Consider the following 26433-nt stretch of genomic DNA (forward strand, 5'->3'; position numbering starts at 1 on the left):
TCGCGCGTGCGTGCCGCATCACCGGGACGGTGTAGGAGGGGGGGCTACAAGGCGGCGTTAGCCAGCGAGGTGATCGATCAGCGCATTCCGGATCGTTTCCAGCTCGTCTCCGGAGAAACCTAGCAGTTCCCGGGTGTCGTACTGCACGTCTGCTTGACCTTTGGCCGGCCGGTCGCGCAGTCCGTACTGGTGGATTCGTGCGATCCGTCCAACGCGACCGACAAAGCCGATCGAGAAGCCGCCGGCGTTGTTTTCCGTGCGCAGGTAGCGCGCGGTTTTAAGCTTGGTGAACATCTTCGTTTTGACGCGCCCCTTCTTTCCGCGCAGATCCTTTGGCTTACGAGGCACGAACGAACTACCGTCCGGATTGCGCTGGACTGTTACCCGTTTCTGTTGGCTGCGCCGCAGATCACGGGCCATCGTGCCGAGCAGTTTGCGGCGCTCGGCATCGCTCAATTTCGCCAGCAGCACGCTGGCCCACTGTTCAAGTGCGTGAAGGTCCTGTTTCATGGGCGGTTCCAGCGGGTGATGAACTCCCCGTCTGATGTGAAGAGCTCGAGGCTTTCGAGATCGAACGGATCGTCAGCAACGACGGGCTCGGGCGGATGCCTGACCTGCAGAGTTCCATCGTCCTGGCGTTTAACGATTACCCGTTCGGTTAGCGGCAGTTTGATCGACAGGTCGACCTTGCTGTTGTCCAGGACATCCGCCTCGAAAACTATCGAATCCTTGCTGCGATCGACGTTTTCCATCAGCTCGCGCTGATTGACCAGGACCCATGCCAGCAAGGGGATGGCGACGGCGTCCGGGTGGCCTGCGTAATCGGTCAGAATCAGATTGAGCGTGTAGATGTATTCGAACGACAGGCCGAAGGCAGCGGTACTCCGGATCTTCCCGTTGTCGATGAAGATCATCAGCCGGTCCGGATTCTGCGCCAGACCTGGAACAGCCGCGAGCAGGTGCGCGCGCAGTGATTCGTGCTTGTTCATGGTTTCCGCGCCTGTTCCAGCTGATGCTGATAGACGATGTCGACTTGCGCGGCACAATCCGCCCATGCCGCCTCGATCACGTCCTGGTCGTTGAGAAGCGCGCCGTTACTGAGCGGTCGCGTCGCCGGCAGGACGCAAGGCACGACTGCCGGACAACCAGTCTCGATAAGCAGCGGCTCCGGTGATAGCGGGGCGGTCGCGCAGCCGGCGAGCAGCGTCAGGGAGAAGCTGATCAGCCCATAGCCGAAGCTCTTCGTTTTCACGTTTCAAGTCCTCAATTGTCTGCTTCCGATCGGAGAGCGCTTTGCGAAGGTCGTTCTGCAGGAGGCGCAGCGCCGCTTGCGCCTTCCGCTCCACATCCAGCGCGCCCGTCATCTGGGCGGCCACAGCTTCGCTGCGGGTAGCCCTGCCAAGCGCGGCAGTTGTCGCACCTTGGGCCAACTCGACGTTTTTTCCTGCGATCTCGATTCGCTCGGACTGGGCCCAGAGCAGCAACCCCAAAGCGCAGAGCAACGCCAGCCCATACAGCGCCTGGCGCAGCGTGCTCATTTCCGGTACCAGCCGGCGGCGTTCATCACGGACTCGTCGGCTTGGCGAAGGTCGGCGCAGATCACGTCGGCCTTAATGCCAGGCTTGGCGATCGTGATCGCTTCACCGAGCTGCTGAGCCAGTTCAAAGGGGGCATCTGCCGGCAGCGTGAAAATGTCGCCGTCGGCAGGGCTCAGCTTGCGGATCTGGTCGCGGTCGATCATGCGGCCTCCGGCACTGGGCAGCCGACAGCATGACGCTGATAAGCGCGTTCGAGCTTGGTGTCGTACAGATTCCGGGCGTAGTCCGGGCCGTTGTATTCCTTGGCGAACGCCGCCCACTTCTTGCCCTTCAACGACTTCAGCAGCCCCGCATCCGCTTCAACGAAGCGCACGAAGGCTTCGAACTGCTCGTTTTCGTTCTTGGACATGCGCGTGACGAAGTCCTGGACGCTGCCATAGCCGAGCCGCACCGCGTGATACCCCATCACCTGGAACGCGCCCCAGCTGGCCGATTCCAACGCGCACACGTCGTCGATCAATCGCGCGTTCGCCAGGCGCTGATGCTCGGCGGATCCGCCGGCATACCCGCCGGCCTTGGGATTAACCAGGTTTGGCTGGGACGCAGCTAATTGGTCAGCATGTTTTTTCAGCGCCGCTGCGTCGTCTTCAGGCGTGCGTGGGGTTTCGAGCTGGCGGTACATGATGTGGCGCTCGAATAGGATCTTCGGCTTGCCGTTATCCAGGAAGCCGCTGCCCTGGCTTTCAACTTCGTTCACGGCCATCACTACGGCGAGGTCGACGCCGAGTCTCGCCGCCGCGCTTACCAGGGAGGCGTGCTGCAGGAGGTTGGAGCAGTCGTCGCCGGACAAGGCCATGACCGTCTTCTGGCCCGCTATACCGTCGATTACCAAGCCAACTTTGCGCTGGTAATCGCGAACTGCGGCCTCTGTGCTGTCGCCGTAAATGCCGTCAGGATTAAGCCCGGCGCCTTGGAGGTTCAGGCGTTGCTGCAACACGCGGACTTCTTGGCCGCGATCCCCGTGACGTAAGACGCTCATACTTGTTCCACCTTGCGATTCAGGAAAGATTTGGCAATGGCGCGCGTGGTTTCAACGCCCAGCAGGCCGATCACCCCACCGAAGAACGGGCCTGTCGTCGTGGGGATGCCTAGCAGCGACAGGCCGTGGCTCGCCGAAAGGGCCAGCAGCCCGCACAACGGAGCCTCCAGCAGAACCCGTCGCCATGTGCCGCCGCCGTACATGATTCGTAGGGCCGCGATCACGGCGGCCAGTCCACCTGCGTAAAACGCAGGCCAGTTTTGTTGGAGCCAGGCAGCGAACCAGGCCCATGAATCCGGTTTGTCAGGCATGCGCTTTGATCCGCTATCTGAGGGTGAAATGGGGAGGTCATCCGTGAATGTCGTGTGATGAATCAGTCCCATAGATTCACCATTTGCAGGACCGGAGCCTGGGGGGCCGCGTCTGGGAGGATCACCGCCGTGCCGTGCGGCAGGACGGGGCCCAGATCGGCAAGGCCGGGGTTCGCGTTCAGTACCGCCTCGGTGACGCCGGCAGTGCGGCCGTACACCCGCCAGCAGAGCGCGTCGACGGTGTCGTGCTGTTGGGCATACACGGTCGTCGCCATCAGATGAGCTCCACTGTCGAGTGCGGAACACCCAGCAGATCGCGAATCGCGAACCGGGCATCGCGGCGGTATTCGTCAACTGACGGCGTCAGTTCGTCAGCGTTTTTGTTGCCTTCGGTCGAGGTGTCATAGCTGCGGTACCGCTCGGTGAGTTCGGCGCCGGCACTGCAATAGATGGATCGGCGATAGAGGTGGACGAGCAGGTTGATGCCCTTGATCTCGTCCGCTGGTACCACTTCCAGCGTGTCGTGTCCTTCGGCTTTGTAGCCTTTCTTGACTGCGCTCAACTCGCCGTTGACTTGAATCAGCGCGTTGACAATCGCTACCTCAAGACGCGCGTCGGTAACGCTGCCATCGATCCTTAAAGATGCGCGCACATGGGCGCCATCGATGTCCGGCCAGAATCCGTCGTTCGTGATGGGGTACGGGGCAGTAGTGTTTGTGCCAGTGGCAATGAATCCGCTCATGTTTCTGCCCTAAGTCGGCGGTGGCCGAGGCGTCTCAGCAAGGAAAGGAGAGAACCTGCTGATCAGCCTCGGGCCGCCGGGGTTGCGGGGTACGCTCGGTCAGCTCCCTGGTGGGGGAGCAATCTTTTTCTGAAGGCGCTCGGCGCCTTCCAGGTCTTTTTTGCCACCGCAGCTGCTGTTCAGCTCGATGGCCCGTTTGAGCAGCTCGATCCCTGCTATTACCTGCCCGGGTTGGCCGGGGTTATCCGCGTCCAGACCTGCCACAGTGGCGCGGCCGGTAGCGAGGTACAGCTTCGCCCTGGCCTCGTCGGGCATGTCGTGGTCTGCGGTCAACTCCATCGCGCGGTGCAAGATGGCGAGGTCAAACGTTCCGTTGGTCTTCTGTGCCTTCAAGGCCGCTTCCGCGATTTCTTCAGCAATCAGGCAGCCGGTGGTTCGTTCGAAGCGATCAGGCATGAGCAGGTTGTGCTGCAACACATACGCTGCAATTTGGAGCGCGCCGGCATAATCCGAGGCGTCCACGCGCCAGATCATGATCGTCGTCAGCACTTCGTCCTGGGCGCCGTTGCCGGCGGACAGCACACCGTCGACGTAGGGGATATAGGCCGGCAGAAGCTGCAACTTCAGCGCGGCTTTCCCTTCATTCGACTGAATCTGCTTGAGGCGCAGACGATCCTGGAGAAGCTGGGCCAGCTGCATTTCGTAGGCCGTCCCGCCCGCCATCGATACCAACGGCGTAGCAGCAGCGGCTTCCTGTGACGCAAGCGCCTGCAGCCGGTGACGTTGAGCGAGAGAAAGGCCCATGATTACTTGGCCTCTTCGATGTGTTCGACGAGAGCGCCCAGGCCGAAGTCTTCGACGACGTAAGCCTCGTTCGACGACTGGTAGTCCGCGATGCGATCGCGCTCCGGTTCTTCGCGAGTCATACGGCGACGAGCGCCGATCTGGAAGTAGATCGACAGGTTCTTGAGGGTGGTCACGAACACACCGCCGTCAATGAAGAACGGGGCATCGACGTAGGGCAGACCGCCTAGCGTGCCGTTCGCAAGGATGCGGGCTGCAGCCAGCTCGTTTTCGTTGTCTGCTGCGCCTTCGATGTTCGCCAGGAACTTGGAGTGCAGCAGGTTGCGGTCGACCAAAACGACCAGATCTGGACGCTTGCGGTGCCACGGGTCCAGCAACTGGATCGCGTCGTACACCAAACCGTCGAGGGTTTTGTAGTCGCCGTTCGGGCCAATCGTGATCTTGCCGGCAACTTTGCCGCTGCTCAGAACGCGCTCTGGTGCCTTGGTGCGGTACTTCTCAAGCCAGCCGATGTTTACATCTTCCAGCAATGGATGGGCGGCGCGGTCGGTGTCAGCGGCAACGGTTTTCCCGTTGAAGCCGATCATGATGCGGTCGAGTGCTTGCTGCCCGACGATCGCGCCCGACAAGCGTGCCTGGAAATCCTTGAACTTTGCCCAGGCATCGAGCAGTTGATACTTCACGTAGGTGTCGAAGTCGGTTTTCTTGCAGCTGTAGGTATCGCTCTTCAGCGCGCCAACGCTGCGCGGATCGCGAGCCTTGACCGACGTATCGGTACGGCCAGCAATCGTCGAGCCCACGCCCAGCAGGATCGCTTCACCTTCCTGCTCATCGACGCCGATGACGTTGATCTGTTTCAGGAAATCGCTCGATTCCTGGATGGCGGTTTCGAGGGTTTGTTGCACCGTCGGAGTGACGGTGAATTTCTCAGCCGCCGAGGCGACGGCGTTGAGCAGTGCCACCTGCTTGCTGAAGCCGTTGAAGGCAAGTCGTGTTTCGTTACGCATGGTGTTCTCCAGGTAAACCTTTGGGTGAGCGGTTCGATCAGTAGGCAGTCAGCACAGCGCCGTCGCCGCCGACTACGGGTGGACGGCTCGTCTGGCTGTGGTCCTGGGTCTCGCCCAGGCGCTTGATCAGGTCGTTGAAGTCGGTGCTGAGCTTGTCGAAACTGCCCTGCAGGGAGCTGTGGGCTTCCTCGATCGAGGTAAACAATCGGGACTGCTCGGCAGCGTGGCCGGCAAGCGCACCCACGGCGTCGTTCAGCTTCGAAACTTCCCGTCGTCGGTTTCGGGCTTCTCGATCTCGACCGGCTTGTCTTTTTCTTTGGTCGCGCCGAGCAGTTCGGCGATGCGTGAGAACAGCTCTTCGAATCTGCCGGGGGTCTCTTCGATCTCGTCGAATTCGAGCTTCGCTTCCAGCAGCTCGGAAAACAGGTTGTCCGGCTTGCTCTTGCGTGCCTTGAGCGGCGATACGTCCGGGTTCTGCGCGCTGAAAGTCAGCATTTCAGTGCCCAGGCTCGCAGGCGAATCGGTGACGGCTAACCCGTCCAGGTAAGCGCGACCGGTATCGGCGAACTTGGGTGCGATCTCGATGCTGGTGTACAGCTTCTGACGCGCCTTGTTCATGGCGATCAGGTCTGGCGTAGGTTCGATCTGGACGAACAGGGCCAGCTTTTTCGCGCCGTTGACGTCGACCTCTTCAGTCTTCGCGGCCAGCACGTCGCCGTAAGCACGGAACGGGCTGTCAGGCAGAACACTGCGGTAGTGCTCCATCCAGACGCGTGCTGCGTAGGTGTTGGGGTTGTAGGTCTCGGCGGCGTCCACCAGCCACTGGCGCTCAATCTGGCGGCCGTCGGTGGTCGCGCCTTCTACGGCGACGCGAAACCATTTGGATCGAAATTTCTTACTCATCGAGCGGGTCCTCAAAGCGTTGCTGCGGGTGCAGTTGCGTTGAGGTGCATCGTCGACATTGGCGCTTTTATGAGCAATCGGCGCCAGTTGTAACCCGGGGCGCTACACGGCCCGTCACTACGCCTTCACGCGCGCGTGGCGTCAGCATCGCCGCCATGACGACAACCGAAGCCACTCCCATCCGCGATAACCGCCGTCAGGCCAAATTCCTTTACTGGACCGGCCTGCGGATCTGCGCGATCGCCGAAATGTTGGGTGAGAAAGAAAAGACCGTTCACGCCTGGAAGACGCGCGACGAGTGGGACCGGGCCGACAACGTGGAGCGGATCGGCGGGGCTCTGGAAGCGCGCCTGGTGCAGCTGATCCTGAAAGACGGGAAAACCGGCGGTGACTTCAAGGAAATTGACCTGCTCCACCGTCAGCTGGAACGGCAGGCGCGCATTGAGCGTTACAAGGCGGGCGGCACCGACACTGATCTCAATCCGAATCTTGCGAAGCGCAACGAGGGGCCGAAGAAGAAAGCGGCGCGAAACGAGTTCAGCGAGGAGCAGATCGAGCAGCTGACCGAGGCGTTCAAAGACGGCTGTTTTGGCTATCAATTGGACTGGTACCGGGCAAGCAATCAACGCACCAGGGCAATCCTCAAAAGCCGGCAGATCGGCGCGACTTACTACTTTGCCCGGGAGGCGTTCATTGACGCCCTGGTCACTGGCCGCAATCAGATATTCCTGTCGGCTTCGAAGAACCAGGCGCACATCTTCAAGGCTTACATTCAAGGGTTTGCGCGTGAAGTGTGTGGCGTTGAACTGACTGGCGATCCGATCATTCTTGCCAACGGCGCCGAGCTGCATTTCCTCGGCACGAACGCCCGAACCGCTCAGGGTTATCATGGTAATTTCTACTTTGACGAATTCTTCTGGACGTTCAAGTTCAACGAACTGAACAAGGTCGCCAGCGGCATGGCGATGCAGAAACAGTACCGACGCACCTACTTTTCAACGCCATCGAGCATGGCGCATGAGGCGTACACGTTTTGGACCGGTGAGCGGTTCAACAAAGGCAAGCCAGCGGCGCAGCGGCTCAATCTGGACGTTTCCCACGACGCGCTGCAGCAGGGCAGGCTGTGCGAGGACCGGATCTGGCGTCAGATCGTCACCATCCTGGACGCCGAACAGCGCGGCTGCGATCTCTTCGACCTGGAAGAGCTGCGGCTCGAATACAACGCGGATGCGTTCGCGAATCTGCTCATGTGCCAGTTCGTCGACGATGGGGCCAGCATCTTCCCGCTCAACGTCCTGCAGCCCTGCATGGTAGACAGTTGGGTCGAGTGGTCCGAGGACTACAAGCCATTCGCGTTGCGGCCGTTTGCCGATCGGCAGGTTTGGGTGGGCTATGACCCGGCGGAAACAGGCGACAGCTCTGGCCTGGTCGTTGTTGCTCCGCCGCTTGTGCCCGGCGGTAAATTCCGCGTGCTCGAGCGCCATCAGTTCCGGGGAATGGATTTCGCGGCGCAGGCCGAAGCGATCCGGCAGGTCACGCTGCGGTACTGGGTCACCTACATCGGCGTCGACATCACCGGCATGGGCTCGGGCGTGGCCCAGCTGGTGCGCCAATTCTTTCCGAACGTCACCACGTTCAGCTACTCGCCCGAGGTGAAGACGCGCCTGGTGCTCAAGGCATACGACGTGATTCACAAAGGTCGCCTCGAATTCGACGCCGGCTGGACCGACATGGCGCAGTCGTTGATGGCGATCCGCAAGACCATCACGGCCAGCGGCCGGCAATTCACCTATACCGCAGGCCGCACCGACGAGACCGGACACGCGGATCTCGCCTGGGCGCTCTTCCACGCACTGCAGAACGAACCGCTTGAGGGCCAGACCTCAACGAATACTGGCTTCATGGAGATTTACTGATGAGCAACCGCCGCAGCAGAAACACGCAAACCAGCGCCGCGACCCAGCCCCCGATCGAGGGGGATCTGCTGCCTGCGGCCGGCGGCAAGATGGAGGCGTTCACTTTCGGCGATCCCACGCCCGTGCTTGATGAGCGGGGAATACTGGATTACCTGGAGTGCTGGCTGAACGGTCGATGGTACGAGCCGCCCATGTCCCTCGACGGCCTTGCGAAGTCGTCCAGGGCCAGCGTGTTCCTGCAGTCGGGGCTGAACTTCAAGCGCAATATGCTCGCTCGCACCTTCATCCCCCACAAGCTGCTGACACGGCAGACGTTCGAACAGTTCGCCCTGGACTTTCTCTGGTGCGGCAACGGCTATCTCGAAAAGCGCGACAGCATGATGCGAAGCACGCTCGGCTTGCAGCCTGCGTTGGGCAAGTACATGCGGCGCGGCGTTGATCTGGACACCTATTACCAGGTTCGTGGGTGGGGCGATGAGCACGAGTTCAAGACGGGGACCGTTTTTCATCAGCGTGAGGCGGATATCAATCAGGAAATTTACGGCCTTCCAGAGTGGCTCCCGGCGCTGCAAAGCGCGCTGCTGAACGAGTCCGCCACGCTGTTTCGACGCAAATACTACAACAACGGCAGTCACGCCGGTTTCATCATGTACATGACCGACACGGCCCAGAACGAAACAGACGTTGCGGCGCTGCGCAGCGCGCTGAAGGCCGCAAAAGGGCCGGGCAACTTCCGCAATCTGTTCATGTACGCGCCTGGCGGCAAGAAAGACGGCATTCAGCTGATCCCCGTCAGCGAGGTCGCGGCAAAGGACGAATTCGCCTCGATCAAGAACATCAGCCGCGACGACATGCTGGCCGCGCTGCGTATCCCGCCGCAACTCATGGGCATCGTCCCGCAGAACGCTGGTGGCTTCGGCTCAATCAAGGAAGCTGCCGAGATCTGGGCCATGAACGAGCTCGAACCCGTTCAGGCCCGCCTGCAGCAGATCAACGATTGGCTGGGCGAGGAGGTGGTCCGCTTTCGGCCGTTAGAGGAGACGTCAGGCACCTCCGGCCTGCTCAATCCGTAATTCGAACGAAAACGGGTCAGCTCAACGCTGGCCCAGCTTTATGTGGACCTGTCTTAAACCCTTACGAACGCTGGGCCCAACGCGGCCAGCTTTCACCTTTACAGCCCCCATAAAACTGACACGCTGCCTCATGAGCTGAAAGCCCTTCGGGAATCCGCTCTGCAGCATAAAAGGCATCGTCCATGTGGATAAGCATGACCGTTCCCGAATATTAATGCCGCTCTCTGCCCTCTTCATCATGTCTTGCGATGTTTACTGCATTTGCCATAAGTGCAGCTTGAACCTCAGTGATGAACTGAAATTTTTTCCAATTGAATTCCGACAACTTTAAGACCTCTTCGGATGTGTTTATTGATTTCTTGCGTCATGTCCAATTCTGTAGAATTTGCTTTGGTTCAATCATCGAATAGACCCACTCATTGCCTTGCTTAGCTTTGCGAAACAGCTTCAAATCTACAAGTCCGTTCAGTACGGTTGAGGCTGTATTGTAGGCGCAATTTAGATTTTCTTTTACGTTGTTAACGGTAAAGAATTTATTGTTGCCAGATCTGGCAACGTTAAAAACGACCCGTTGCTTTTCTGATAATTTCCCAAATAAACCAGATTCGTACAAGAACGTGTTAAAGGCGTCGATAGAGGCTACGGCGTTGTCATAGTTTTTCTTGAATTGCCTAATCGCTCTCGCAATCACACGGCATTGGTAATCGATAAAATACGTCAAGTCCATTTCGTCGGTTTCGGTGTACAGATAGCTTTTCCCATATTTAATAGGCGCTATCTTCAATAACGTACTGATGGCGATGTACCGGAAACCGCCAAAACCTTTCTTAAACAGATACCAGTAGAACAGAGACCTTGCTACCCGTCCGTTCCCGTCATGGAAGGGGTGTTCGTAGCCAATGATAAAATGCAAAATTATCGCCTTTATCATAGGGTGAATATAATTTTGGTTGTTGATGTCTGTATGGTTTGTATTTACCCATTCAATGACCTTACTTAGCCGCGCCTCTAATTGCTCCGCGGGAGGTGGCTGATGAACGATGTTACCTTCACCATCTTCAACCACCACGTTGTCATCGTTACGAAATACACCCGGATAGTATCTTTCGTCGTCGATACCTTCTACACCTACTTGATGTAAATCGGTGATTAGTTCTAGCGATAGGTCTCTGTCCCTGCACTCCCAAGCATGCTGCATCATCTTGAAATTGCCGATGATCATCTTCTCGTCTGGAGTTCTAGGGCCACGCTTTCTGCCCAATAACTCCTTTGCGACTTTAGTTGTTGTGGCAGCACCCTCTAACTGGCTGCTGCTAATGGCCTCGTCTTCAACCAGATCGTTGAGCAAATACTGCAGCTGCTTCGACTCTCCAATCTTAGAACACATCCATTCTAGCGCTGCGGTGGTCGTATTCTGGTCACAAGCCGATACTGCGATATGCATTGCTGGGGTGTAAAGAAACCTACACACCTGCGGTGGCTGTCCAAGGTTAATCACTGGGGCTAATTGCTTGTTCCTCGCGAATTTTACGACTGCCCATGCAAGTGCATGATCCAGCTCCTTTGGAAACCGGAAGCGCATTTTATCGAAAGGCAAATATCTGCCTTGACTGTCTAGGACCTGACCCACTTCTACATAGGCACCGATCTGATCTTTGTGTTCCGTGACGATGCGGCTGTACGGATTCCCGATCGGTTTTGGCGGTGACTTGATCATGATTTCAGTTTCTCTCAAATTTGAAATGGAGCATACATCCACATCTGACGCATTTCAATTTTTCTATAATTTGAAATGGCGCCTCTACTAACCCTACAGAGCCACCGAATCCCTAGATCAAGGGGCTGCTAACCGGCCGTTACCGCTAGTGGTAGGAGCGGTACTACAGTGTCGACCCTGATGTCACTTGGTCATTGCGGCTGCGGGGCGTTTGTCCGGAACACCCAGCATTTCACGGCTTTGCCTTCCTACCAGCACCATGCGTGGCATCGCCATGGAAAGTAACGGGCATCAGTCGGGTATTCATCGCGGTGTCCCCTCAGCCTCATATGCGGCGTTGATTGCCGGTAGCGGCTCGAATGACGCGGTTTAGATCAGTACAAATACCGTCGAGAAAGCCTGCCAGCATTTGCTGCTGATACAGCCCAGGGTGATCGGCCTGTTGGGCAAGTGCATGCACCAAGGCAAGCGAGTCCCGCGCCCGTTCCAGATCGAACAGATCGTCTTCAGTGAGGCCGTAGGGCTTTCTCATTGGGCACCGCCATGCGTCTCGAGAACGCGCACCTGCAGCATGTGATGGTTGTAGCGCTTGAGGCGGGTGGACAGCGAGGAGTCAGCGTGCAGCGCGGCGAGAGCCATGCGGCGATGGGCAAGTGCGCGGATTTTGGACGAAATGAGGGCGGTCATCGTGAAACTCCTTGATTTGAGGAGCTGCCACGTTCGTTACCAAGCGAATGGGTGGCAGCTGTGCGCGGGTTGGTAAACCGGGAATCAAGGAACCCGGCAGGCCCGAAGACCTCCCACACACAGCCGCCATAACACGGGACTGAGAGCGTAAAAAAAGCGCTCGCAGTCGTGATCTGGGCGCTGTTGCGCCTTGAATTCGTCGGGTTACCAAGCCCGGTCGCTGAATTGGCAGCGACGGGCGAACTCTACTCTTCCGTATGCGGATAAACAACTATCCGCGTACATGCAGTCGCATGGTGATGGGAGGTGTCAGCCTCGCTGGATAGCCTCCGGACTCGGCTCTAGCGGCGGGGTTGGCAGGCCCAGGGCGTCGTTCACCTGGCGCAGCCGGCTGTATAAGCCCTGGCGTTCAAAGCTGCCCGACGCAGCGTCCAGCGACTTCTCAAAGTGGTGCGCCTGCTCCTGAAGGATCAGCAGCTGCTTGAAGTTGATGCCGTCCCGCGCGCTGCGCATTACGCCTGGCAGCGGGAGAATCCGCGCCGCGCGCTCTTCCAGCATGGTGACGAGCTGCTTTTCCCGCTCGATGAAATAGCGGCGAACCTGGCGGCCGATCTCGCTGTTCTCGATCATGGCTAGCTCTTTAGCCATGTCCAGGGTGAGGAGGTAGTCAATGGATCGCCGGTCACCGCCTCTCTGCGAGGTCAGATCCGTAGCCCCCATTCTTTGGGCTGGGATATGTCCCAGCCCCGTCAAAGTTTGGTCTCCCCGATTGGGGAGACCAAAGCTCGTCTTGTCGCCGGATGTTTGATTGCCCCGATCGGGGTTATCAAAGCGCTCCCTTTGCGAGGTGTGGACGAAAAAGTCCTCTCCCTCCTCGAACCCGTAAGCGTCGATCCGGCCATTGATCCAGCCATTGAAGCGGCGGCCAACCTGCAGGAACGCATGCAGGTTACGAGCGCTACAACGCAAGGGACTTGTTGCGGACGAGAAGGGATCTGCGCTGGTGATCAGGGTGGTGAGGCTCATGCTTAGTCCGTGCTGAAAGGGCCTCCCACTATAGATCTGGTGCATCGCTGGCCGAAAGGTCCAGGCGAGGCAATGCGTGGCCTTTGGCTGCTGTTAGCGACCGTCACCATCAAGGTGACGGTTCCATTGACGCGGGGCTCTGGGCGTGGGGGCGCGCTGCTGGTAGCGGGCTGCGTCGAGGGGCACTTTGGTGGTGCAATTTCGCGCCCCAAAGCAGGGCGTCCAAGAGCCGGCAAGGTGAGCTGCACCTGGCGCGCGCCGTCGTCCCCCCGCCACGCCTGCGGGCTAAATAGGTCTAGTTTTCTGCGCACCTGCAGACCTCTCCCCACAGCCCGCGCCGGGCTTCTCCTGCGCGAATAGGAGCTTAGAAAACCCCGCAGATCCCTGCACGCCCCCCTATTTTGGAACGCCCTGTAGGCGCTATCTCTGGGGGCTGTTTCTAGGTTCAGCCACGGGAAAAGGGTTAGTTTTTATTTGAGGCCTTGCGCAAGAGGCCAAACCCAATAACGACGGGGGGTAGACGCTGATTTTGCGAGGTTAGAATAGGGTTAGGAGAAATGGGGTGTAGTGGTTAGGCTATTGATTTATAAGGATATTTTATTCATGGTTTCTAACAGTTAGAAAAGGTTAGTTCCTAACTTCTCCTGTCTATAAAACTAACCCATATCGAAACTCTACAGCCCTTTAAATCCGTGGCTTCCAGAGGCGACAATCCAAACCTGCCTTTTCTAACCTCATTCCCACGGGTCAACATAAAATGGCAGCTGGGCACTCGGGAGAGCATTAGCAGGCTCACATCCTCATTGGTGAGTCATTACACATACAGCCGCAATCGCTGAGTCTCTTGCAGCTGCATCACTCTAATGCTTCAAGATCGAGGTTCTTTGGATACCTCCGACGAGATGTCCAACTGTGGAAAGCCCAAGTGATTAAAAAGCCGCAGACAACGCCCACCATGGCGGAGAGCGAAGACTCCGGAAGGTCGAAGAGGAAGGCGGGACGAGGGCCATAGATCGCCATCAGAAAACCGATGAAGGCTACAAATAGCGGCGAGAAAACCCAGGCGCTCAGTTTCGCAACAACTTTGTTTTTCGACTTCCGTTTAGCCTTAGGTCTGGTGAACTGGCCCAGATTGGTAAAACCTTTGGGAAGGCCGATCAGCGTACCTAGCAACCGGGGTTTCCGTTCGGTACTAGTGTGCAAAATTTCCACTACCGCACCGTCTTTCGCGTCTAGAAAGTCGAACGTAAGCGACGCTTGTTTTGAAAGCTGGGGGGCCGAGTCGGCCAACCTGAAATTCGTGACCTCACGAGTCTTCTTTAAAATTGCTACTGACAGTATTTCTCCCTCTCCACCGATCTCCAGCCGCAGCGGATCGCTGGCGACCAAGTTGTCTGCGGTGATGGGGTTTTCGCCATCGTTCCAAATTACGACCACAGTTTTGGTCAGCCTAGGAATGCTGATGCCGTTGTACTGAACGACTATCGCAGGCGGAAGCGTATCTGAGGCGCTGCCCAGCAGATGTTCGCCTACATATACGTAGGCCAACTTAGTGCGTCGACGGGTCCAGACATACGACAAAAATGCAAAAAAGAAGCTTGCGATGGCAATTAAACCGTTGAGCCAGTTCAGCCCTAAAACACGCAGCGCATCGTCAATCCACGGCACAGACGGTCCCTCGTAAGCTGCTAATGCCCAAATTTGAGGGCTTGTTACGTCCGTTGTTACGTTCCACGCAAAAAACAAAGGCCTGCATCGCTGCAAGCCTTTGATTTATATGGTGCCGGCACCAGGAGTCGAACCCGGGACCTACTGATTACAAGTCAGTTGCTCTACCAACTGAGCTATACCGGCGTTGTGGGCGCTGATTATAGGGATTTGGTCAGTTGAGTAAAGCCCTAATTCAGTTTTTTTACCGTCTTTATGACTCAAGGCAATTAGCCTTATTCACAAGCGGACCCAATGAGGAAGGCACAGAGGTGGCTTTGTGGAATTATTCTCATTCGTTCGCAAGCTACTGTTTTTTCGAAAATTTAACGACTGTGTAAAAAATGACCAACTGAGTAAATCTTGCGCAACGCAGGTTTTTCATGGGTTCGCAGGATTTTCGTCAACAGAGTTATCCACAGGACAGCACGTGGAACGTGGGTCATTTCCGTTCAGCGAGGATGAGCAGATTTCTCGGTGTGACGTGGCTGTCGCAGAAGGTGCCGACGCGTACGTGGTAATCGCGCTGTTGCAGATAGAGTGCGCGATCGAGGATGAGCCAGAGTTCGAGGGGGCGGCGGAAGAGGTTGCGCACGAGTTCGAGGTTGCGGACTTCGGCCAGGCGTTGCCAGCCGGCGGCCTCCAACATGAGCCAGTTCTGATCAACCGGGGCGGGCAGTTGTTTGAGGTCGGCGAGGTCGCGGCAGTAGTCGGCGAAGGGTTTGTCGAGCCAGGCGCTGGGCAGCGAGGGGGTTGGGAGGTATTCGTCGATGCCGCGCAGTTGGCGTTGTAGCAGGTCGAACGCCAGACGGCGGGCCATGGAGGTGTCGCGGTGGCGGCGCACGCGAGCGCCTGCGGTGACGGTTTCGCTGAGCGGCAGGCCAAGGTCGTCGAGGGACAGTTCGAGCGCCGATGCCTGGCCTTCGGTGGACAGCGCTTGGTAGTGATCGCTGGCGATGCGGTTGTAGCAGCACGGGGCGATGGCCATGTGGGTGCAGCGCGCGTCGCTGGCCAGTTGCATAAGGCGTACGTGGAGGTCGCCGCAGGCATGGAGCGCAACGGGGGTGTGGTGCAACTTCAGGCGGAGTGCGGCGTCGTCGGCCATGACGTCCTGGCGCAGGTGAGTCGCCTGAATGCCCAGCCTGGCGCTGAGGTGAGTGCCCGCTTCGACTAGCTGCTCGTCGTATTCGAGGCACGTCAGGGTTTGGCCGTCATGGGCCAGGCGTCTGCCGAGGTGACCTTTGCCGGAGCACCAGTCCAACCAGTGCGTTGGCGTACTTCGAAAACTCAGGCTGCTGGCGAAGGCTTCGATTTGTTGCCACTTACGGCCGGGCACGTCGACGCTCATGCGCGATGAGATGGCGTTGAGGGCGTGGGTCGGCAGGGCGTCGATTTCGCTCAGTGCCTTTGAATGCCTGGCGATTTCAGCGAACGGCGTGGGGGCAGCGAGCTGTTCGGGATGGTTGTGAGCCGATTCGGCCTGTTCCAGCGAGCGCTGGCGTAGCCATGTCGATAACTCCGGGTGTTGCGCTTCCCACGGCAGTTGGCGATGGGTGAAGGGTTTCGGCCGCCACAGGTGTTGGTGCGCGAGCAGGAAGGCATCGAGCGCGAGGAAGCGGGAGCGGAGGTCGTCAAAATGCTGAGGCATTGGCTGGGTAGCGGTGTTGAGTGTGGGTGAAGCTTACGGGCTTTGCTGTTCGGGCGGCAGTATTCGTGTGCAGGCTCAGCCCCTCGGGGGCCTGGCCCGGCCACGGAGTGGTGCCGGGCCACGCGGACCTGTATTCAGCGCCCCTGACTGGCGTCCACCCGCAAATACCGCTCCAGCAGTTTGAAGCCCTGAACCAGCGCGAAGGACATCACCAGATAGATGATCCCGGCGATGAAGAACGTCTGCTCGGGCATGTAGGTGCGGGCGTTGATGGTGCGGGCCATGCCGGTGATGTCGAGCAGGGTTACGGTGCTCGCCAGGGCGCTGGCCTTGAGCATCAGGATCACTTCGTTGCTGTAGGCGGGCAGGCCGATGCGGGCGGCGCGGGGCAGGATGATGTAGAGCAGCGCCTTGCCCCTGGACATGCCCAGTGCACGGCCGGCCTCGACTTCGCCCACGGGCACGGCCTGAATCGCGCCGCGCAGGATCTCGGCAATGTAAGCGGTGGTGTGCAGGGTCATGGTCAACGCTGCGCAGAAGAACGGCTCGCGCAGGTAGGGCCACAGCGCGCTTTGGGTTATCGCGTCGAACTGCGCCAGCCCGTAATAGACCAGAAACAGCTGCACCAGCAGCGGCGTGCCCCGGAAGAAGAAAATGTAGGCGTAGGGCAGGGCGCGCACGTAAGGGTTACGTGATGCCCGCGCGATGCCCATGGGGATCGCCAGTATCAGGCCGGCCACGACGGCGATAGCGACCAGTTCCAGCGTCAGAGTCGCGCCCTGCAGCAGTTTTGGCAGCCATTTGAGGATGAATTCCCAGCTCACGACGCACTCCTCACGAAGCCAACCGATGCACGCCGCTCAAGCCACGCCAGGCCGATCATCGACAGCGCAGTCATGCCCAGATACATGAATGCAGCGACCATATAGAAGGTGAACGGCTGTTTGGTGGTCGTGACGGCGATCTGTGCGTGGCGCATGACTTCCTCAAGGCCGATTACCGACACCAGCGCGGTGTCTTTCATCAGGATCATGAACAGATTGCCGAGCCCCGGCAGCGCGATGCGCCACATCTGCGGCATGACCAGTTTGATGAAGATTCGCGAGCGCGACAGCCCCAGCGCCAGGCCGGCTTCGCGGTGGCCTTTGGGAATCGCCAGCATGGCGCCGCGAAACACTTCGGTGGCATAGGCACCGAAGCACAGGCCCAGCGCAATCACACCCGCCGCGAAAGCACTGAGCGAGAGATTGGGGATGCCGAAAAAATGCCCGATGGCGCGCATCGAACTGACGGTGCCGAAGTAGATCAGCAGCACCCACAGCAATTCTGGAATGCCACGCACCAGCGTCGAATAGGTGCCGCCAAGCCATTTCAGCGCGCGGTTCGGCGAAGTCTTGGCCAGCGCGCCGAGCAAGCCCAGGACGAGCCCGAGACACAGGGCAGACAGCGCGAGTTGAATCGTCATCAGCATGCCGGCAGCGAGGGCCGGGCCGAATCCTTGGAGATCGAGGTTCATGGCTTTGCTTGATAGAGGACAGACGCCGCCCGCGTGAGCAGGCGGCGTTGCCGGTCAGAGGATGCTGAACGGGAAGTACTTGTCGTTGATCTTCTTGTAGGTGCCGTCTTCGATGATTTCCTTGAGTGCGGCGTTCAGCTTCTCGCGAAGCGGATCGTCCTTGCGCACGGCAATGCCGATCTTGTCATCGCCGAACATCGGCTCGCCCTTGAATTCGAAGTTCTTGCCGGCCTCGCTTTTCAGCCATTCGTAGCTGGCGTATTTGTCGCCGAGCACTGCATCGAGGCGACCGGAAGTGAGGTCCAGAAAGGCGTTTTCCTGCGAGTCATACAGCTTGACGGTGACGTCATCGCCCCAGTTGTCTTCCAGCCAGGTGCCGGACAGGGTCGCACGCTGGGCGCCGATGGTTTTGCCTTTGAGGGTTTGCTTGATGGCTTCGGCGTCGCCCGTCAGATTGGTCGATTTCGGCGCGATGAACTGCAGCTTGTTCGAGTAGTACGGGTTGGTGAAGTCCACGGCCTGCTTGCGTTCTTCGGTAATCGACATCGACGAGATGATGAAGTCGAACTTCTGCGCGTTCAGCGCCGGGATGATGCCGTCCCAATCGGAGGTGACCACTTCGCAGGTGACTTTCATCTTGGCGCACAAGGCGTTGCCGATTTCGACATCGAAGCCCACGACCTGTCCGCTGGCGTCCTTGTTGTTGAACGGCGGATAAGCGCCTTCGATGCCCATCTTCAGAGTGTCTTCAGCAAAAGCGCTGGTGGCCATGATCAGAGTGGCGGCAGCGGCCAACAGAATTTTTTTCAGGGTCTGCATCGATGTTGCTCCGTTAGCGATTGCTGGACATGAATTGTTTGCAGCGCGCCGATTGCGGGTCATCGAAGACCTGCTGCGGCGATCCTTGTTCTTCTACCAACCCTTGATGCAGGAACACCACTTCACTGGATACCTGCCGAGCGAAATTCATTTCGTGGGTCACCATCAGCATGGTTCGGCCTTCTTCTGCCAGACCACGAATCACGTTAAGCACTTCCTGCACCATCTCCGGGTCCAGCGCCGAGGTCGGCTCATCGAACAGAATGACCTTGGGTTGCATCGCCAGCGTGCGAGCGATGGCGGCTCGCTGTTGCTGACCACCGGAAAGCTGCGCCGGATAGACGTGGCGTTTATCGGCAATGCCAACCTTGGCCAGCAGCGCTTCTGCAACTTCGATCGCTTCGGCCTTGCTCTGACCCAACACGCGGCGCGGCGCCTCTATGATGTTATCGAGCACGCTCATGTGCGGCCACAGATTGAAGTTCTGAAAGACGAAACCGATTTCGCTGCGCAGGCGATTGATCTGACGATTGTCGGCAGCGATCAGTTCACCTTTGCGCGTGGCTTTGAGTTTAAGCGCTTCGCCCGCCACCAGAATTTCACCTTCGTGCTGATTCTCCAGCAGGTTGATGCAACGCAGCAGCGTGGATTTGCCGGAGCCGGATGAGCCCAGAATCGAAATCACATCGCCATCCCGTGCGCTCAGCGAGATGCCTTTAAGCACCTCGAGCTGACCGTAGCGTTTATGCAAATTGCGGATTTCCAGGGCGGGCGTCGCCTCGGCCATGTGGGACCTCATGTGTTCGGTGTGTTCACGGGGCCGGATAATCGAGCCGGCCTACGCAAAAAGGGCGCGATGGTGCCAGCTTTAAACGCCGTGTGGAAGGGTATTTCGGCCAGTAAATCGATCAAAGGTCGATTAAACGCCCCTATTTGGTGCTAATCGGTCGCATGCGTGTATTTTCGGTGCGACCAAACGTCTCTATCCTGTTGCGCTCGGTAACATTTCCTAAAGAAATGGCAAAACGCCATTTTCTATCAACCACTTACCGAACGCTTCTGCAACGGGCATATCCGCGCACGACGTCGCTTTTGAAATATTCTGGCGTAATTCTTGCGTAAAAAATAAATAACAGGACTGTTGCGATCTTTTTACGAATGGTCGCAAAACGTCCTGATCCGTATAAAAATCCTTAAAGGTTGCTTACATGAGCAGTACCCCAAACTCTTCAAACCTCGATCAAGGGCTCAAATCCCGGCACATCACGATGCTTTCCATCGCGGGTGTGATCGGCGCCGGCCTTTTCGTCGGTTCCGGCCATGCCATCGCCGAAGCGGGTCCAGCGGTTCTGTTGGCCTATGCTGCGGCCGGTACGCTGGTGGTTCTCGTGATGCGCATGTTGGCCGAAATGGCGGTTGCCTCGCCGGACACCGGCTCTTTCTCGACTTACGCTGATCGCGCGATCGGTCACTGGGCCGGCTTTACGATCGGCTGGCTGTACTGGTGGTTCTGGGTGTTGGTAATTCCGCTGGAAGCCAATGCTGCCGCGACGATCCTGCATGCGTGGTTCCCGAATGTCGCGATCTGGGCCTTCACGCTGGTCATTACCTTGCTGCTGACCGCCACCAACTTGTTCAGCGTCAAAAACTACGGGGAATTCGAATTCTGGTTCGCATTGATCAAGGTTCTGGCCATCATCGGCTTCGTGATCCTGGGGATCGCGGCGGTGTTCGGCCTGCTGCCAGGCAGCCAGGTCAGTGGTGTCAGCCACCTGTACGACACGCAAGGCTTCCTGCCGAACGGCATGGGCGCGGTGCTGGCAGCGATGTTGACCACCATGTTCTCGTTCATGGGCACCGAGATCGTCACCATCGCGGCGGCGGAATCGAAGAACCCGGGTCAGCAAATCACCAAGGCCACCAATTCGGTGATCTGGCGGATCTGCCTGTTCTATCTGGTGTCGATCTTCCTGGTCGTGGCGCTGGTGCCGTGGAATGACAGTCGTCTGGCTGACGTCGGTTCGTATCAGACCGTGCTCGACCTGATGGGTATTCCCAACGCCAAGCTGATTGTCGATCTGGTGGTTCTGGTCGCCGTGACCAGCTGCTTGAACTCGGCGCTCTACACCGCTTCGCGCATGCTGTTCTCCCTCGGCAAACGCGGCGACGCACCTGCTGTTTCGCAACGCACCAGCAAGGCCGGCACGCCGTACTGGGCCGTGCTGCTGTCGACCGCGGCGGCATTCGCTGCCGTGTTCGCCAACTACGTCGCGCCGGCTGCGGTGTTCGACTTCCTGCTCGCCAGCTCCGGTGCCATTGCCCTGTTGGTGTACCTGGTGATCGCTGTCTCGCAACTGCGCATGCGCCGCAAGCGTGAAGCCGAAGGCCAGTCCATCGACTTCCGCATGTGGCTGTTCCCGGGCCTGACCTGGGCGGTGATCGTGTTCATCGTCGCGGTACTGACCATCATGCTGTTCCAGGAAGGCCACCGCATGGAGATCATCGCCACCGGCCTGCTGAGCATTCTGGTCGTGGCCGCGGGCTTGATCGTGTCGAGCCGCCGCAAGACGTCGAAAGCGGGAAAGGTTGTGCTCAATTGATGGGCGATTGAGTCGGCTTTGCCGGTGAAAAAAGGCGGCTGCCATCAGGAGTGATGGTGGCCGTTTTTTTGCTTCTGAGGATAGGCAATGATGCTAGCGCATCCTTCCCAGCACTGAGTTCCCGCGCATCTGGTGCATCACCACCGCCGCCAGATGCAGCGCCACCAATCCCGCCAAAATCGTGCAGAGGACGTGATGCAGTTCGTGCAATTCCAGCAGCGCGACTTTCGAATGAAAGCTGTGGCAGCGGCACAAGCGCCAGAAGCATGACCGGATGACTCATCATCAACACGCCGGTAATCAAAACGCCTGAAACGGCAGCGTAGATCGCCTTGTGTGCCGCGCTGGCGAGCCGGTCTTGCGCGTTGCGATGCGTGCGCTGAGGGCGGTTCTTGATCGCTAGCCACAGGCGCCAGGCGAAGAAGGGGATGAATAGGCTGGTGAGTTGGGGGTTGAACAACTCGACCCATTGGCGGAAAGGATCGTTCGAGTCCAGTAGCGCCACTCCGAAGCCGCTCAACGTTGCCCAGAGGATGACAGCGGCGGACAGCCAGTGCAGGAGAATTCGGGGTTTGGAATAAGCGCTCGCTTCATGCGCTGAGGCTGCGGACGAAGGAGTAGAGAGATGTGTCAAAACGGCCAGCCTTTATTGAGAAGGAGTTGCATTCTCGTGGTGGCGCAAAGCTACCGTCTTGACCAGGGTCATGCAAATTAAAACTGGCGTATTACCGGCGACCTGCGTCTCGGGCGTTCTTCCTTTGCAGGATGTCCGAGGCCTCGTTGTAGGCATCCTGGAACGTGTCGCTGCCAAGCCACTCAACGGTTACGTCTTCTTCTTCATCATGGAAGATGCCGCGATAGGTGATGAGCAAGGCCATCAGGAAATCCGTGGCCGGGTCTTCTTCTTCCTCTGCAATCACCAGTTCCAGCACCGGGTACTGCAGGAAGACCACGCACATCGCCAGCAGGCTGATGGCTTCAGCTTTTTTCATCGCCTCGAACAGGTCATCGTAGTCGGCGGGCTCGAAACCGTTCTCCATGATGTCCTTGAAGTCGAAGGTGCTCAGATCAATCGCGACGTCGTCAAACGGCTCATTGACGAACGGGTGATTGAGCACCGGATGCACCGCGCTCGGCTTGCCCTTGCCCGAACGGTTCTGCTTGGCCTTGGCTTTGGCGCGCTGGGCACGTTTTTGCTGTTTGTCTGCAGAGGCCATGCGGGTCGGTCCTTTTGTAGGCGAGGGTGGTGTTGCGGGCAGCTATTGAATCGCAGCCGCCGGGATTTACCAAGGGTGGCCGGGCAAAGATTGCTCCGAAAAATCGCGCCCAATAAAAAACCCCTGAATCTTTCAATTCAGGGGTTTCTCGGTATTAGTGGTGCCCAGAGACGGAATCGAACCGCCGACACGGGGATTTTCAATCCCCTGCTCTACCGACTGAGCTATCTGGGCAACGGGGCGCATTAGACGTGTTTTTCAGGAGGTCGTCAAGCGTGTTGTTGAAAAAAATTTGAATTATTTCCTCCGCTTACGACTAACACCGTCTGCAAAGAGTTATTCGGACGGCGGAACGTAGCCTTCGGCCTTGGCGTATTCTTCGCCCGAGAGGTACTTGTCCATCTCGGCCTGCAGGAACTTGCGGTCTTCGGCGTTCATCATGTTCAAGCGACGCTCGTTGATGAGCAGGGTTTGGTGTTTCTGCCAGTCGGCCCAGGCTTTCTGCGAGACGTGGTTGTAGATGTCCTCGCCCTTGGCGCCGGGATACGGTGGGCGCTCCAGGCCTGGCAGTTCTTCTTTGTACTTGCGGCACATTACGGTGCGGGTCATGACGACTCTCCTGCATTCAATACGTCGGCTGCGTTCTTCAGCAGCTTCTTCACCGGGGCAGCGAGGCCCAAGCGCGGCGGGGTGGCGAGGTTATACCAGAGCCAGTCGTCCTCGGCCACGTGATGGACGGACTCCTGGACCCGGACCAGCCACGGCTCGATGGTCAACTGAAAGTGGCTGAAGGTGTGGACCAGTTCGGGCATGGCCTGATGCTCACCCAACTTCAGCGCATGTTGATCGGCCAGATGCTGCATGTCGCCGAATTCGTCCAGCTGCGGGAGGCTCCATAGCCCGCCCCACAAACCGGTCGAAGGACGACGGTACAGCAGAATCTCGCCTTGGTGGTTGGCGAAGATCGGCATCAGGGTGCGTTTCTGCGGGACCGTCTTGCGTGGCTTTGGAATCGGATAACGGGTTTCCTGGCCGAGCATGTGCGCTTCGCAGCCACGTTCCAGCGGGCACAGCAGGCAGCTGGGCCTGCTGCGGGTGCAGAGGGTGGCGCCCAGGTCCATCATCGCTTGAGTGTAGTGGTTGACCCGGCTATGCGGCGTGAAGCGTTCTGCGGTCGCCCACATCTGTTTGGCGACCTTCGGCTCACCCGGGTAGCCCTCTTGAGCGGTAAAGCGCGCCAGAACGCGTTTGACGTTGCCGTCGAGGATCGGCGCACGCAGGCCCATGCTGATGCTGGCGATCGCGCCCGCGGTGGATTGGCCGATGCCGGGCAATTCAGTGAGCTTCTCTACATCGCGAGGGAATTGGCCGCCATGCTCGGCGACGACGATCTTCGCCGCTTTCTGCAGATTGCGGGCGCGGGTGTAATAGCCCAGCCCGGTCCACAGATGCAGCACTTCGTCTTCGGGCGCGTCGGCCAGGGCTTGAACCGTGGGCAGGGCTTCCATGAAGCGATCGAAGTAGCCCAGGACGGTGCCGACCTGGGTTTGTTGCAGCATGATTTCCGACACCCAGACGCGATAGGGCGTGATGTCGTGTTGCCAGGGAAGATCGTGGCGGCCGTGACGGTCGTACCAGTCGAGGACGGCGGAGGAGAACTGCTCGGGTTGCATCGTGGTTCCGGGGGGGCAGGGAAAAGTTTAAGGGAGGGTTGCCCCGATCCCTGTGGGAGCTTGCGCAAGTTACGACGCTGGCGAAGGCGGAGTGTCTGAAGAACCGCTTTCGCCAGCGCCGTAACCTGCGTGCGCAAGCTCCCACGTGTATTGCGTCGTTCTGCCGACTTCTGATCGGCAGCGCAGGGTTACCGCTTGAACAATCCCTTGATGGCATCCTTGAGCTCGGGACTGACCTTGTCCCCCAGCTTTTCGTCGATCTTGTCGCCAATGCGATCGGTGGCGAGTTTCGCGGCGATTTTGCCCAGCCCTTCGTTGTCCAGGCGACAGGCCTTGGCGCCCAGCTCTAGCGGGCCGCGGCAGAGGATCGGCCATTCGATGCCGACGAAGCGCGGATTCACTTCGCAGGCCGGATCTGGCATGTCGCTCTTGTCGCCTTCGATGATCACGCCGACGCGGTAGTTCATGCCCATCACGCGCAAGTCGATGTCGCCATCGCCATTGACCGTCAGGCCCGGCGTGCGGACTTTCAGGTCCGGATTGCTGGCCACGCCGTTGCGCAACACCAGATTGCCATTGAGCTGCTGGAACGGCGTGTCCTTGCCGAGCGGATCACCGCTGAGGGTTTTGCGATTGAGCACCGAAATCCCTCGGCACAGCTGCTGCTCAAGGTTGGCATTGACCAGTACCCCGTCGTTCAGCGCGATGTTGGCGGTGCCGTTGAGGCTTTCCACCAGCGCTTTCTGGCTGTTGCCCTTGGCCGTGACGTCACTGTTCAGCGTCAGCAGGCCACGCAGCGGAGGCGTGGTGCCATGACTCTGGATGAAATGCTCGACCGGGACTTTTGCGATCCGCGTCTGCACGCTGGCCAATGGCACTTCCGGGCGCACATCGAGGTTGCCTTTGACTTCGAAGTTGCCGTTGTAGAGGTCGCCGCGCAGGCTGTCGAGTTTGACTACGCCATCGAGCGCCGAGGTTTTCAGCGCGGCATTCTGGATCGGCAGTTTCTCAACCGTCAGCTTGCCGAAACTCAGATCGGCGTCGACATCGAGCTTGCGCATGCGCTCCAGCGGCAGCAGCCTCGCGTCGCTCCACGCGCCCTGCGTCGGCTGGTTCGGTAGCGGCGAGGTACCCGATGCAGCCATGGCTTGGGCTTCACCGCTTTGCACTTCGGATTTACGCGCAGCGCCGGCGGCCTTGGCCTGATCGCTCTGCGGTGGACGATAACGGTCGGCGTCGAAGTTGTCGGCCTTGAGTTGCAGGCGCAGCGACTGCCTGGCGAAGTCTTCGACGGCCACTCGACCGGTGAAGGTGCTGTCGTCGATTCTCATCGTCAGATCATCCAGCGAAACGCTGTTTTGCGTTGCCGCGATACGACTGACCATTTCCAGTCGGGTCAGGCTGTTTTCGCCCAGAGTCGGCGCGGTCTGGCCGATGCTGTCGAGGAATTCGCGGACGTTGAACTGGGCGATGGAAATGCCGCCGCTCAGTTGCGGGGCCTTGTCCAGATCACGCACATGCAGCTCACCCAGGGCACGCAGCTGGTTGGCCGACAGCTTGAGGTTGGTCCATTCGGCAACGTTGGCCGACAGGTCTGCCAGCAGTTGACCCTGTGCAGAGAACGTCAGCGTCTTGCCTTGCAGCGGATCGCCTGCCGCTTCGCCCGAGAAACGCATGTCATCGAGTTGATAACGCTTGAGCGCGCGGTCGAAGCGCAGTTTGCCGGTGAGTTCGGTCTTGGTGCGCACGACCGGCTGATTGGTGCTGAGGAATGCCGTCAGCTTGATTGGAATGTCGGTCGCGTTGTGCACGGGACCGGTGCTCAGCTGAATGCTTTCGGCGGTGAATTGCCGGGCCTTCTGCATGTCATTGAAATCGACGCGGGCGTTGTTCACGGTGAGGCTGTCGATGTCCAGCTTGAGCGGTTGCCAGGTTTTTTCCGGCTGGGCTGGCGCAGGCTCGGCGGGGGGCTGTGCTGCAACTGGCGGCTGCGCCGGATTGGCTGCAGTGGCCGGCGTCTTGCCGATGTCTTCCCAGTTGCCGTGGCCGGTTTCATCGCGGGTCAGCATGAGGCTCAGACCCTCGACGCGCACGTCGCTCATCTGCACTTCCTTGCGCAGCAGCGGCAGCACGCGCACGGAAAGACCGAGCATCTGCAGGTCGGCGAAAGGTTTGTTCGGCTCGGTCAACGTGGCAATGCTCGCATCGTGCAGCTCCAGACCCAACCAGGGAAACAGGCTCCAGCCGATATCGCCATTGAGCGTCAGCTCGACATGGGCCCGATCACGAACCAATTTACGAATCTCGTCTTTGTAGTCGTTGGGATCAAACAGATGGGTCAAGGCAAAGCCGAGAGCCACGATGATCAGCAACAGCCCGAGAATGAATAGTCCCAGGATTTTGCCGAACGCTTTCATGGGCGAGTCCTTGTAATCGAGTCGTTCAAAATTTAGCCCGCGAGTATAGCGTTCTCACGCAGGCATCGGGCTT

At 58.7% G+C, this 26433-nt stretch carries 28 protein-coding genes, 2 tRNA genes and 2 pseudogenes; 3 read left to right on the forward strand and 29 right to left on the reverse strand.

Translation table 11 applies throughout. The features are described 5' to 3' along the window. Positions 1-57: 57 nt before the first annotated feature. The 12 genes and pseudogenes from CE491_RS21890 to CE491_RS21940 all read right to left on the reverse strand — a co-directional run bounded on the left by CE491_RS21890 (position 58) and on the right by CE491_RS21940 (position 6344). Positions 58-510 (reverse strand): phage virion morphogenesis protein, encoded by a 453-nt coding sequence (locus tag CE491_RS21890; RefSeq protein ID WP_110950434.1) that lies wholly within the window; start codon positions 508-510, stop codon positions 58-60. After that, positions 507-989 (reverse strand): phage tail protein, encoded by a 483-nt coding sequence (locus CE491_RS21895; RefSeq protein WP_110950435.1) that lies wholly within the window; start codon positions 987-989, stop codon positions 507-509. Before CE491_RS21895 ends, CE491_RS21890 begins: the two co-directional genes overlap by 4 nt. Further along, positions 986-1180: pseudogene (gene lysC / locus CE491_RS30860) on the reverse strand (Rz1-like lysis system protein LysC); the annotation flags it as partial. The gene CE491_RS21895 and the pseudogene lysC, both read right to left, overlap by 4 nt. Continuing rightward, complete coding sequence (lysB, locus tag CE491_RS21900; RefSeq protein WP_110950436.1) at positions 1095-1538, reverse strand: Rz-like lysis system protein LysB; 444 nt, start codon at positions 1536-1538, stop codon at positions 1095-1097. The pseudogene lysC and the gene lysB, both read right to left, overlap by 86 nt. Continuing rightward, positions 1535-1741, reverse strand: coding sequence for a hypothetical protein (locus CE491_RS21905; RefSeq protein WP_110950437.1), 207 nt, complete (start codon positions 1739-1741; stop codon positions 1535-1537). The genes lysB and CE491_RS21905 overlap by 4 nt, the downstream gene beginning before the upstream one ends. Next, entirely contained in the window at positions 1738-2577 is an 840-nt protein-coding gene (locus CE491_RS21910) for an N-acetylmuramidase domain-containing protein (RefSeq protein WP_110950438.1), read from the reverse strand. Before CE491_RS21910 ends, CE491_RS21905 begins: the two co-directional genes overlap by 4 nt. Next, on the reverse strand, positions 2574-2888 hold the full coding sequence (locus CE491_RS21915; protein ID WP_110950439.1) for a phage holin, lambda family: 315 nt from the start codon (positions 2886-2888) through the stop codon (positions 2574-2576). Before CE491_RS21915 ends, CE491_RS21910 begins: the two co-directional genes overlap by 4 nt. A 62-nt stretch (positions 2889-2950) precedes the next feature. Beyond that, complete coding sequence (locus tag CE491_RS21920) at positions 2951-3163, reverse strand: tail protein X (protein ID WP_110950440.1); 213 nt, start codon at positions 3161-3163, stop codon at positions 2951-2953. Continuing rightward, positions 3163-3630, reverse strand: a complete 468-nt coding sequence (locus CE491_RS21925) for a head completion/stabilization protein (RefSeq protein WP_110950441.1) — start codon at positions 3628-3630, stop codon at positions 3163-3165. The genes CE491_RS21920 and CE491_RS21925 overlap by 1 nt, the downstream gene beginning before the upstream one ends. A 99-nt stretch (positions 3631-3729) precedes the next feature. After that, positions 3730-4434, reverse strand: coding sequence for a phage terminase small subunit (locus tag CE491_RS21930; protein WP_110950442.1), 705 nt, complete (start codon positions 4432-4434; stop codon positions 3730-3732). Between the two features lie 2 nt (positions 4435-4436). Continuing rightward, positions 4437-5441 (reverse strand): phage major capsid protein, P2 family, encoded by a 1005-nt coding sequence (locus CE491_RS21935; protein ID WP_110950443.1) that lies wholly within the window; start codon positions 5439-5441, stop codon positions 4437-4439. A gap of 37 nt (positions 5442-5478) precedes the next feature. Further along, positions 5479-6344 (reverse strand): annotated as a pseudogene (locus CE491_RS21940) (GPO family capsid scaffolding protein). 155 nt (positions 6345-6499) lie between these two features. Here CE491_RS21940 and CE491_RS21945 point away from each other — a divergent pair. Both CE491_RS21945 and CE491_RS21950 read left to right on the forward strand, forming a co-directional pair. Continuing rightward, positions 6500-8260, forward strand: a complete 1761-nt coding sequence (locus tag CE491_RS21945) for a terminase ATPase subunit family protein (protein WP_110950444.1) — start codon at positions 6500-6502, stop codon at positions 8258-8260. Then, the gene (locus CE491_RS21950) at positions 8260-9333 is read left to right on the forward strand and encodes a phage portal protein (protein WP_110950445.1); all 1074 of its coding nucleotides are present in this window, start codon (positions 8260-8262) and stop codon (positions 9331-9333) included. The genes CE491_RS21945 and CE491_RS21950 overlap by 1 nt, the downstream gene beginning before the upstream one ends. A 364-nt stretch (positions 9334-9697) precedes the next feature. Here the strand turns inward: CE491_RS21950 and CE491_RS21955 are convergent, their stop codons facing one another. The 11 genes from CE491_RS21955 to CE491_RS22000 form a co-directional block, all read right to left on the reverse strand. Next, entirely contained in the window at positions 9698-11050 is a 1353-nt protein-coding gene (locus CE491_RS21955; protein ID WP_110950446.1) for a Fic family protein, read from the reverse strand. 325 nt (positions 11051-11375) lie between these two features. Beyond that, a complete protein-coding gene (locus CE491_RS21960; RefSeq protein ID WP_110950447.1) occupies positions 11376-11582 on the reverse strand; it encodes a hypothetical protein in 207 nt (68 codons plus the stop codon). Further along, complete coding sequence (locus CE491_RS30390; RefSeq protein WP_199885214.1) at positions 11579-11737, reverse strand: hypothetical protein; 159 nt, start codon at positions 11735-11737, stop codon at positions 11579-11581. The genes CE491_RS21960 and CE491_RS30390 overlap by 4 nt, the downstream gene beginning before the upstream one ends. A gap of 309 nt (positions 11738-12046) precedes the next feature. After that, positions 12047-12763 carry an antA/AntB antirepressor family protein gene (locus tag CE491_RS21965; RefSeq protein WP_199885215.1) on the reverse strand — a complete coding sequence of 239 codons (717 nt, stop codon included), beginning with the start codon at positions 12761-12763 and terminating at the stop codon, positions 12047-12049. A gap of 855 nt (positions 12764-13618) precedes the next feature. After that, positions 13619-14431, reverse strand: coding sequence for a hypothetical protein (locus CE491_RS21970; protein ID WP_110950449.1), 813 nt, complete (start codon positions 14429-14431; stop codon positions 13619-13621). A gap of 110 nt (positions 14432-14541) precedes the next feature. Then, a tRNA-Thr gene (locus tag CE491_RS21975) sits at positions 14542-14617 on the reverse strand. A 295-nt stretch (positions 14618-14912) separates the two neighbouring features. Next, positions 14913-16118, reverse strand: coding sequence for a methyltransferase (locus CE491_RS21980; protein ID WP_110950450.1), 1206 nt, complete (start codon positions 16116-16118; stop codon positions 14913-14915). A 134-nt stretch (positions 16119-16252) separates the two neighbouring features. Continuing rightward, positions 16253-16942, reverse strand: coding sequence for an ABC transporter permease (locus CE491_RS21985; RefSeq protein WP_110950451.1), 690 nt, complete (start codon positions 16940-16942; stop codon positions 16253-16255). Next, on the reverse strand, positions 16939-17634 hold the full coding sequence (locus CE491_RS21990) for an ABC transporter permease (protein WP_110950452.1): 696 nt from the start codon (positions 17632-17634) through the stop codon (positions 16939-16941). The genes CE491_RS21985 and CE491_RS21990 overlap by 4 nt, the downstream gene beginning before the upstream one ends. 54 nt (positions 17635-17688) lie before the next feature. Continuing rightward, a complete protein-coding gene (locus CE491_RS21995; protein ID WP_110950453.1) occupies positions 17689-18453 on the reverse strand; it encodes an ABC transporter substrate-binding protein in 765 nt (254 codons plus the stop codon). Positions 18454-18466: 13 nt separating this feature from the next. Continuing rightward, positions 18467-19240, reverse strand: coding sequence for an ABC transporter ATP-binding protein (locus CE491_RS22000; RefSeq protein ID WP_110950454.1), 774 nt, complete (start codon positions 19238-19240; stop codon positions 18467-18469). A gap of 421 nt (positions 19241-19661) precedes the next feature. On the opposite strand from CE491_RS22000, the gene gabP reads away from it, so the two are divergent. Further along, positions 19662-21053, forward strand: a complete 1392-nt coding sequence (gabP, locus tag CE491_RS22005; RefSeq protein WP_110950455.1) for a GABA permease — start codon at positions 19662-19664, stop codon at positions 21051-21053. Here the strand turns inward: gabP and CE491_RS22010 are convergent. From CE491_RS22010 to CE491_RS22035, 6 genes are all read right to left on the reverse strand, one after another. After that, positions 21046-21687, reverse strand: coding sequence for a cytochrome b (locus CE491_RS22010; protein ID WP_234407654.1), 642 nt, complete (start codon positions 21685-21687; stop codon positions 21046-21048). The genes gabP and CE491_RS22010 overlap by 8 nt on opposite strands. Before the next feature lie 91 nt (positions 21688-21778). Next, positions 21779-22270: a hypothetical protein gene (locus tag CE491_RS22015; RefSeq protein ID WP_110950456.1), complete on the reverse strand. Its 492-nt coding sequence runs from the start codon at positions 22268-22270 to the stop codon at positions 21779-21781. Positions 22271-22428: 158 nt separating this feature from the next. Next, a tRNA-Phe gene (locus CE491_RS22020) sits at positions 22429-22504 on the reverse strand. A 102-nt stretch (positions 22505-22606) separates the two neighbouring features. Beyond that, positions 22607-22879 (reverse strand): oxidative damage protection protein, encoded by a 273-nt coding sequence (locus CE491_RS22025; protein ID WP_081563613.1) that lies wholly within the window; start codon positions 22877-22879, stop codon positions 22607-22609. Next, entirely contained in the window at positions 22876-23943 is a 1068-nt protein-coding gene (gene mutY / locus CE491_RS22030; protein WP_110950457.1) for an A/G-specific adenine glycosylase, read from the reverse strand. Before mutY ends, CE491_RS22025 begins: the two co-directional genes overlap by 4 nt. A gap of 188 nt (positions 23944-24131) precedes the next feature. Further along, positions 24132-26360: an AsmA family protein gene (locus CE491_RS22035; RefSeq protein WP_110950458.1), complete on the reverse strand. Its 2229-nt coding sequence runs from the start codon at positions 26358-26360 to the stop codon at positions 24132-24134. Between the last annotated feature and the right edge of the window lie 73 nt (positions 26361-26433).

Source organism: Pseudomonas bohemica, assembly GCF_002934685.1.
Classification (GTDB): domain Bacteria; phylum Pseudomonadota; class Gammaproteobacteria; order Pseudomonadales; family Pseudomonadaceae; genus Aquipseudomonas; species Aquipseudomonas bohemica.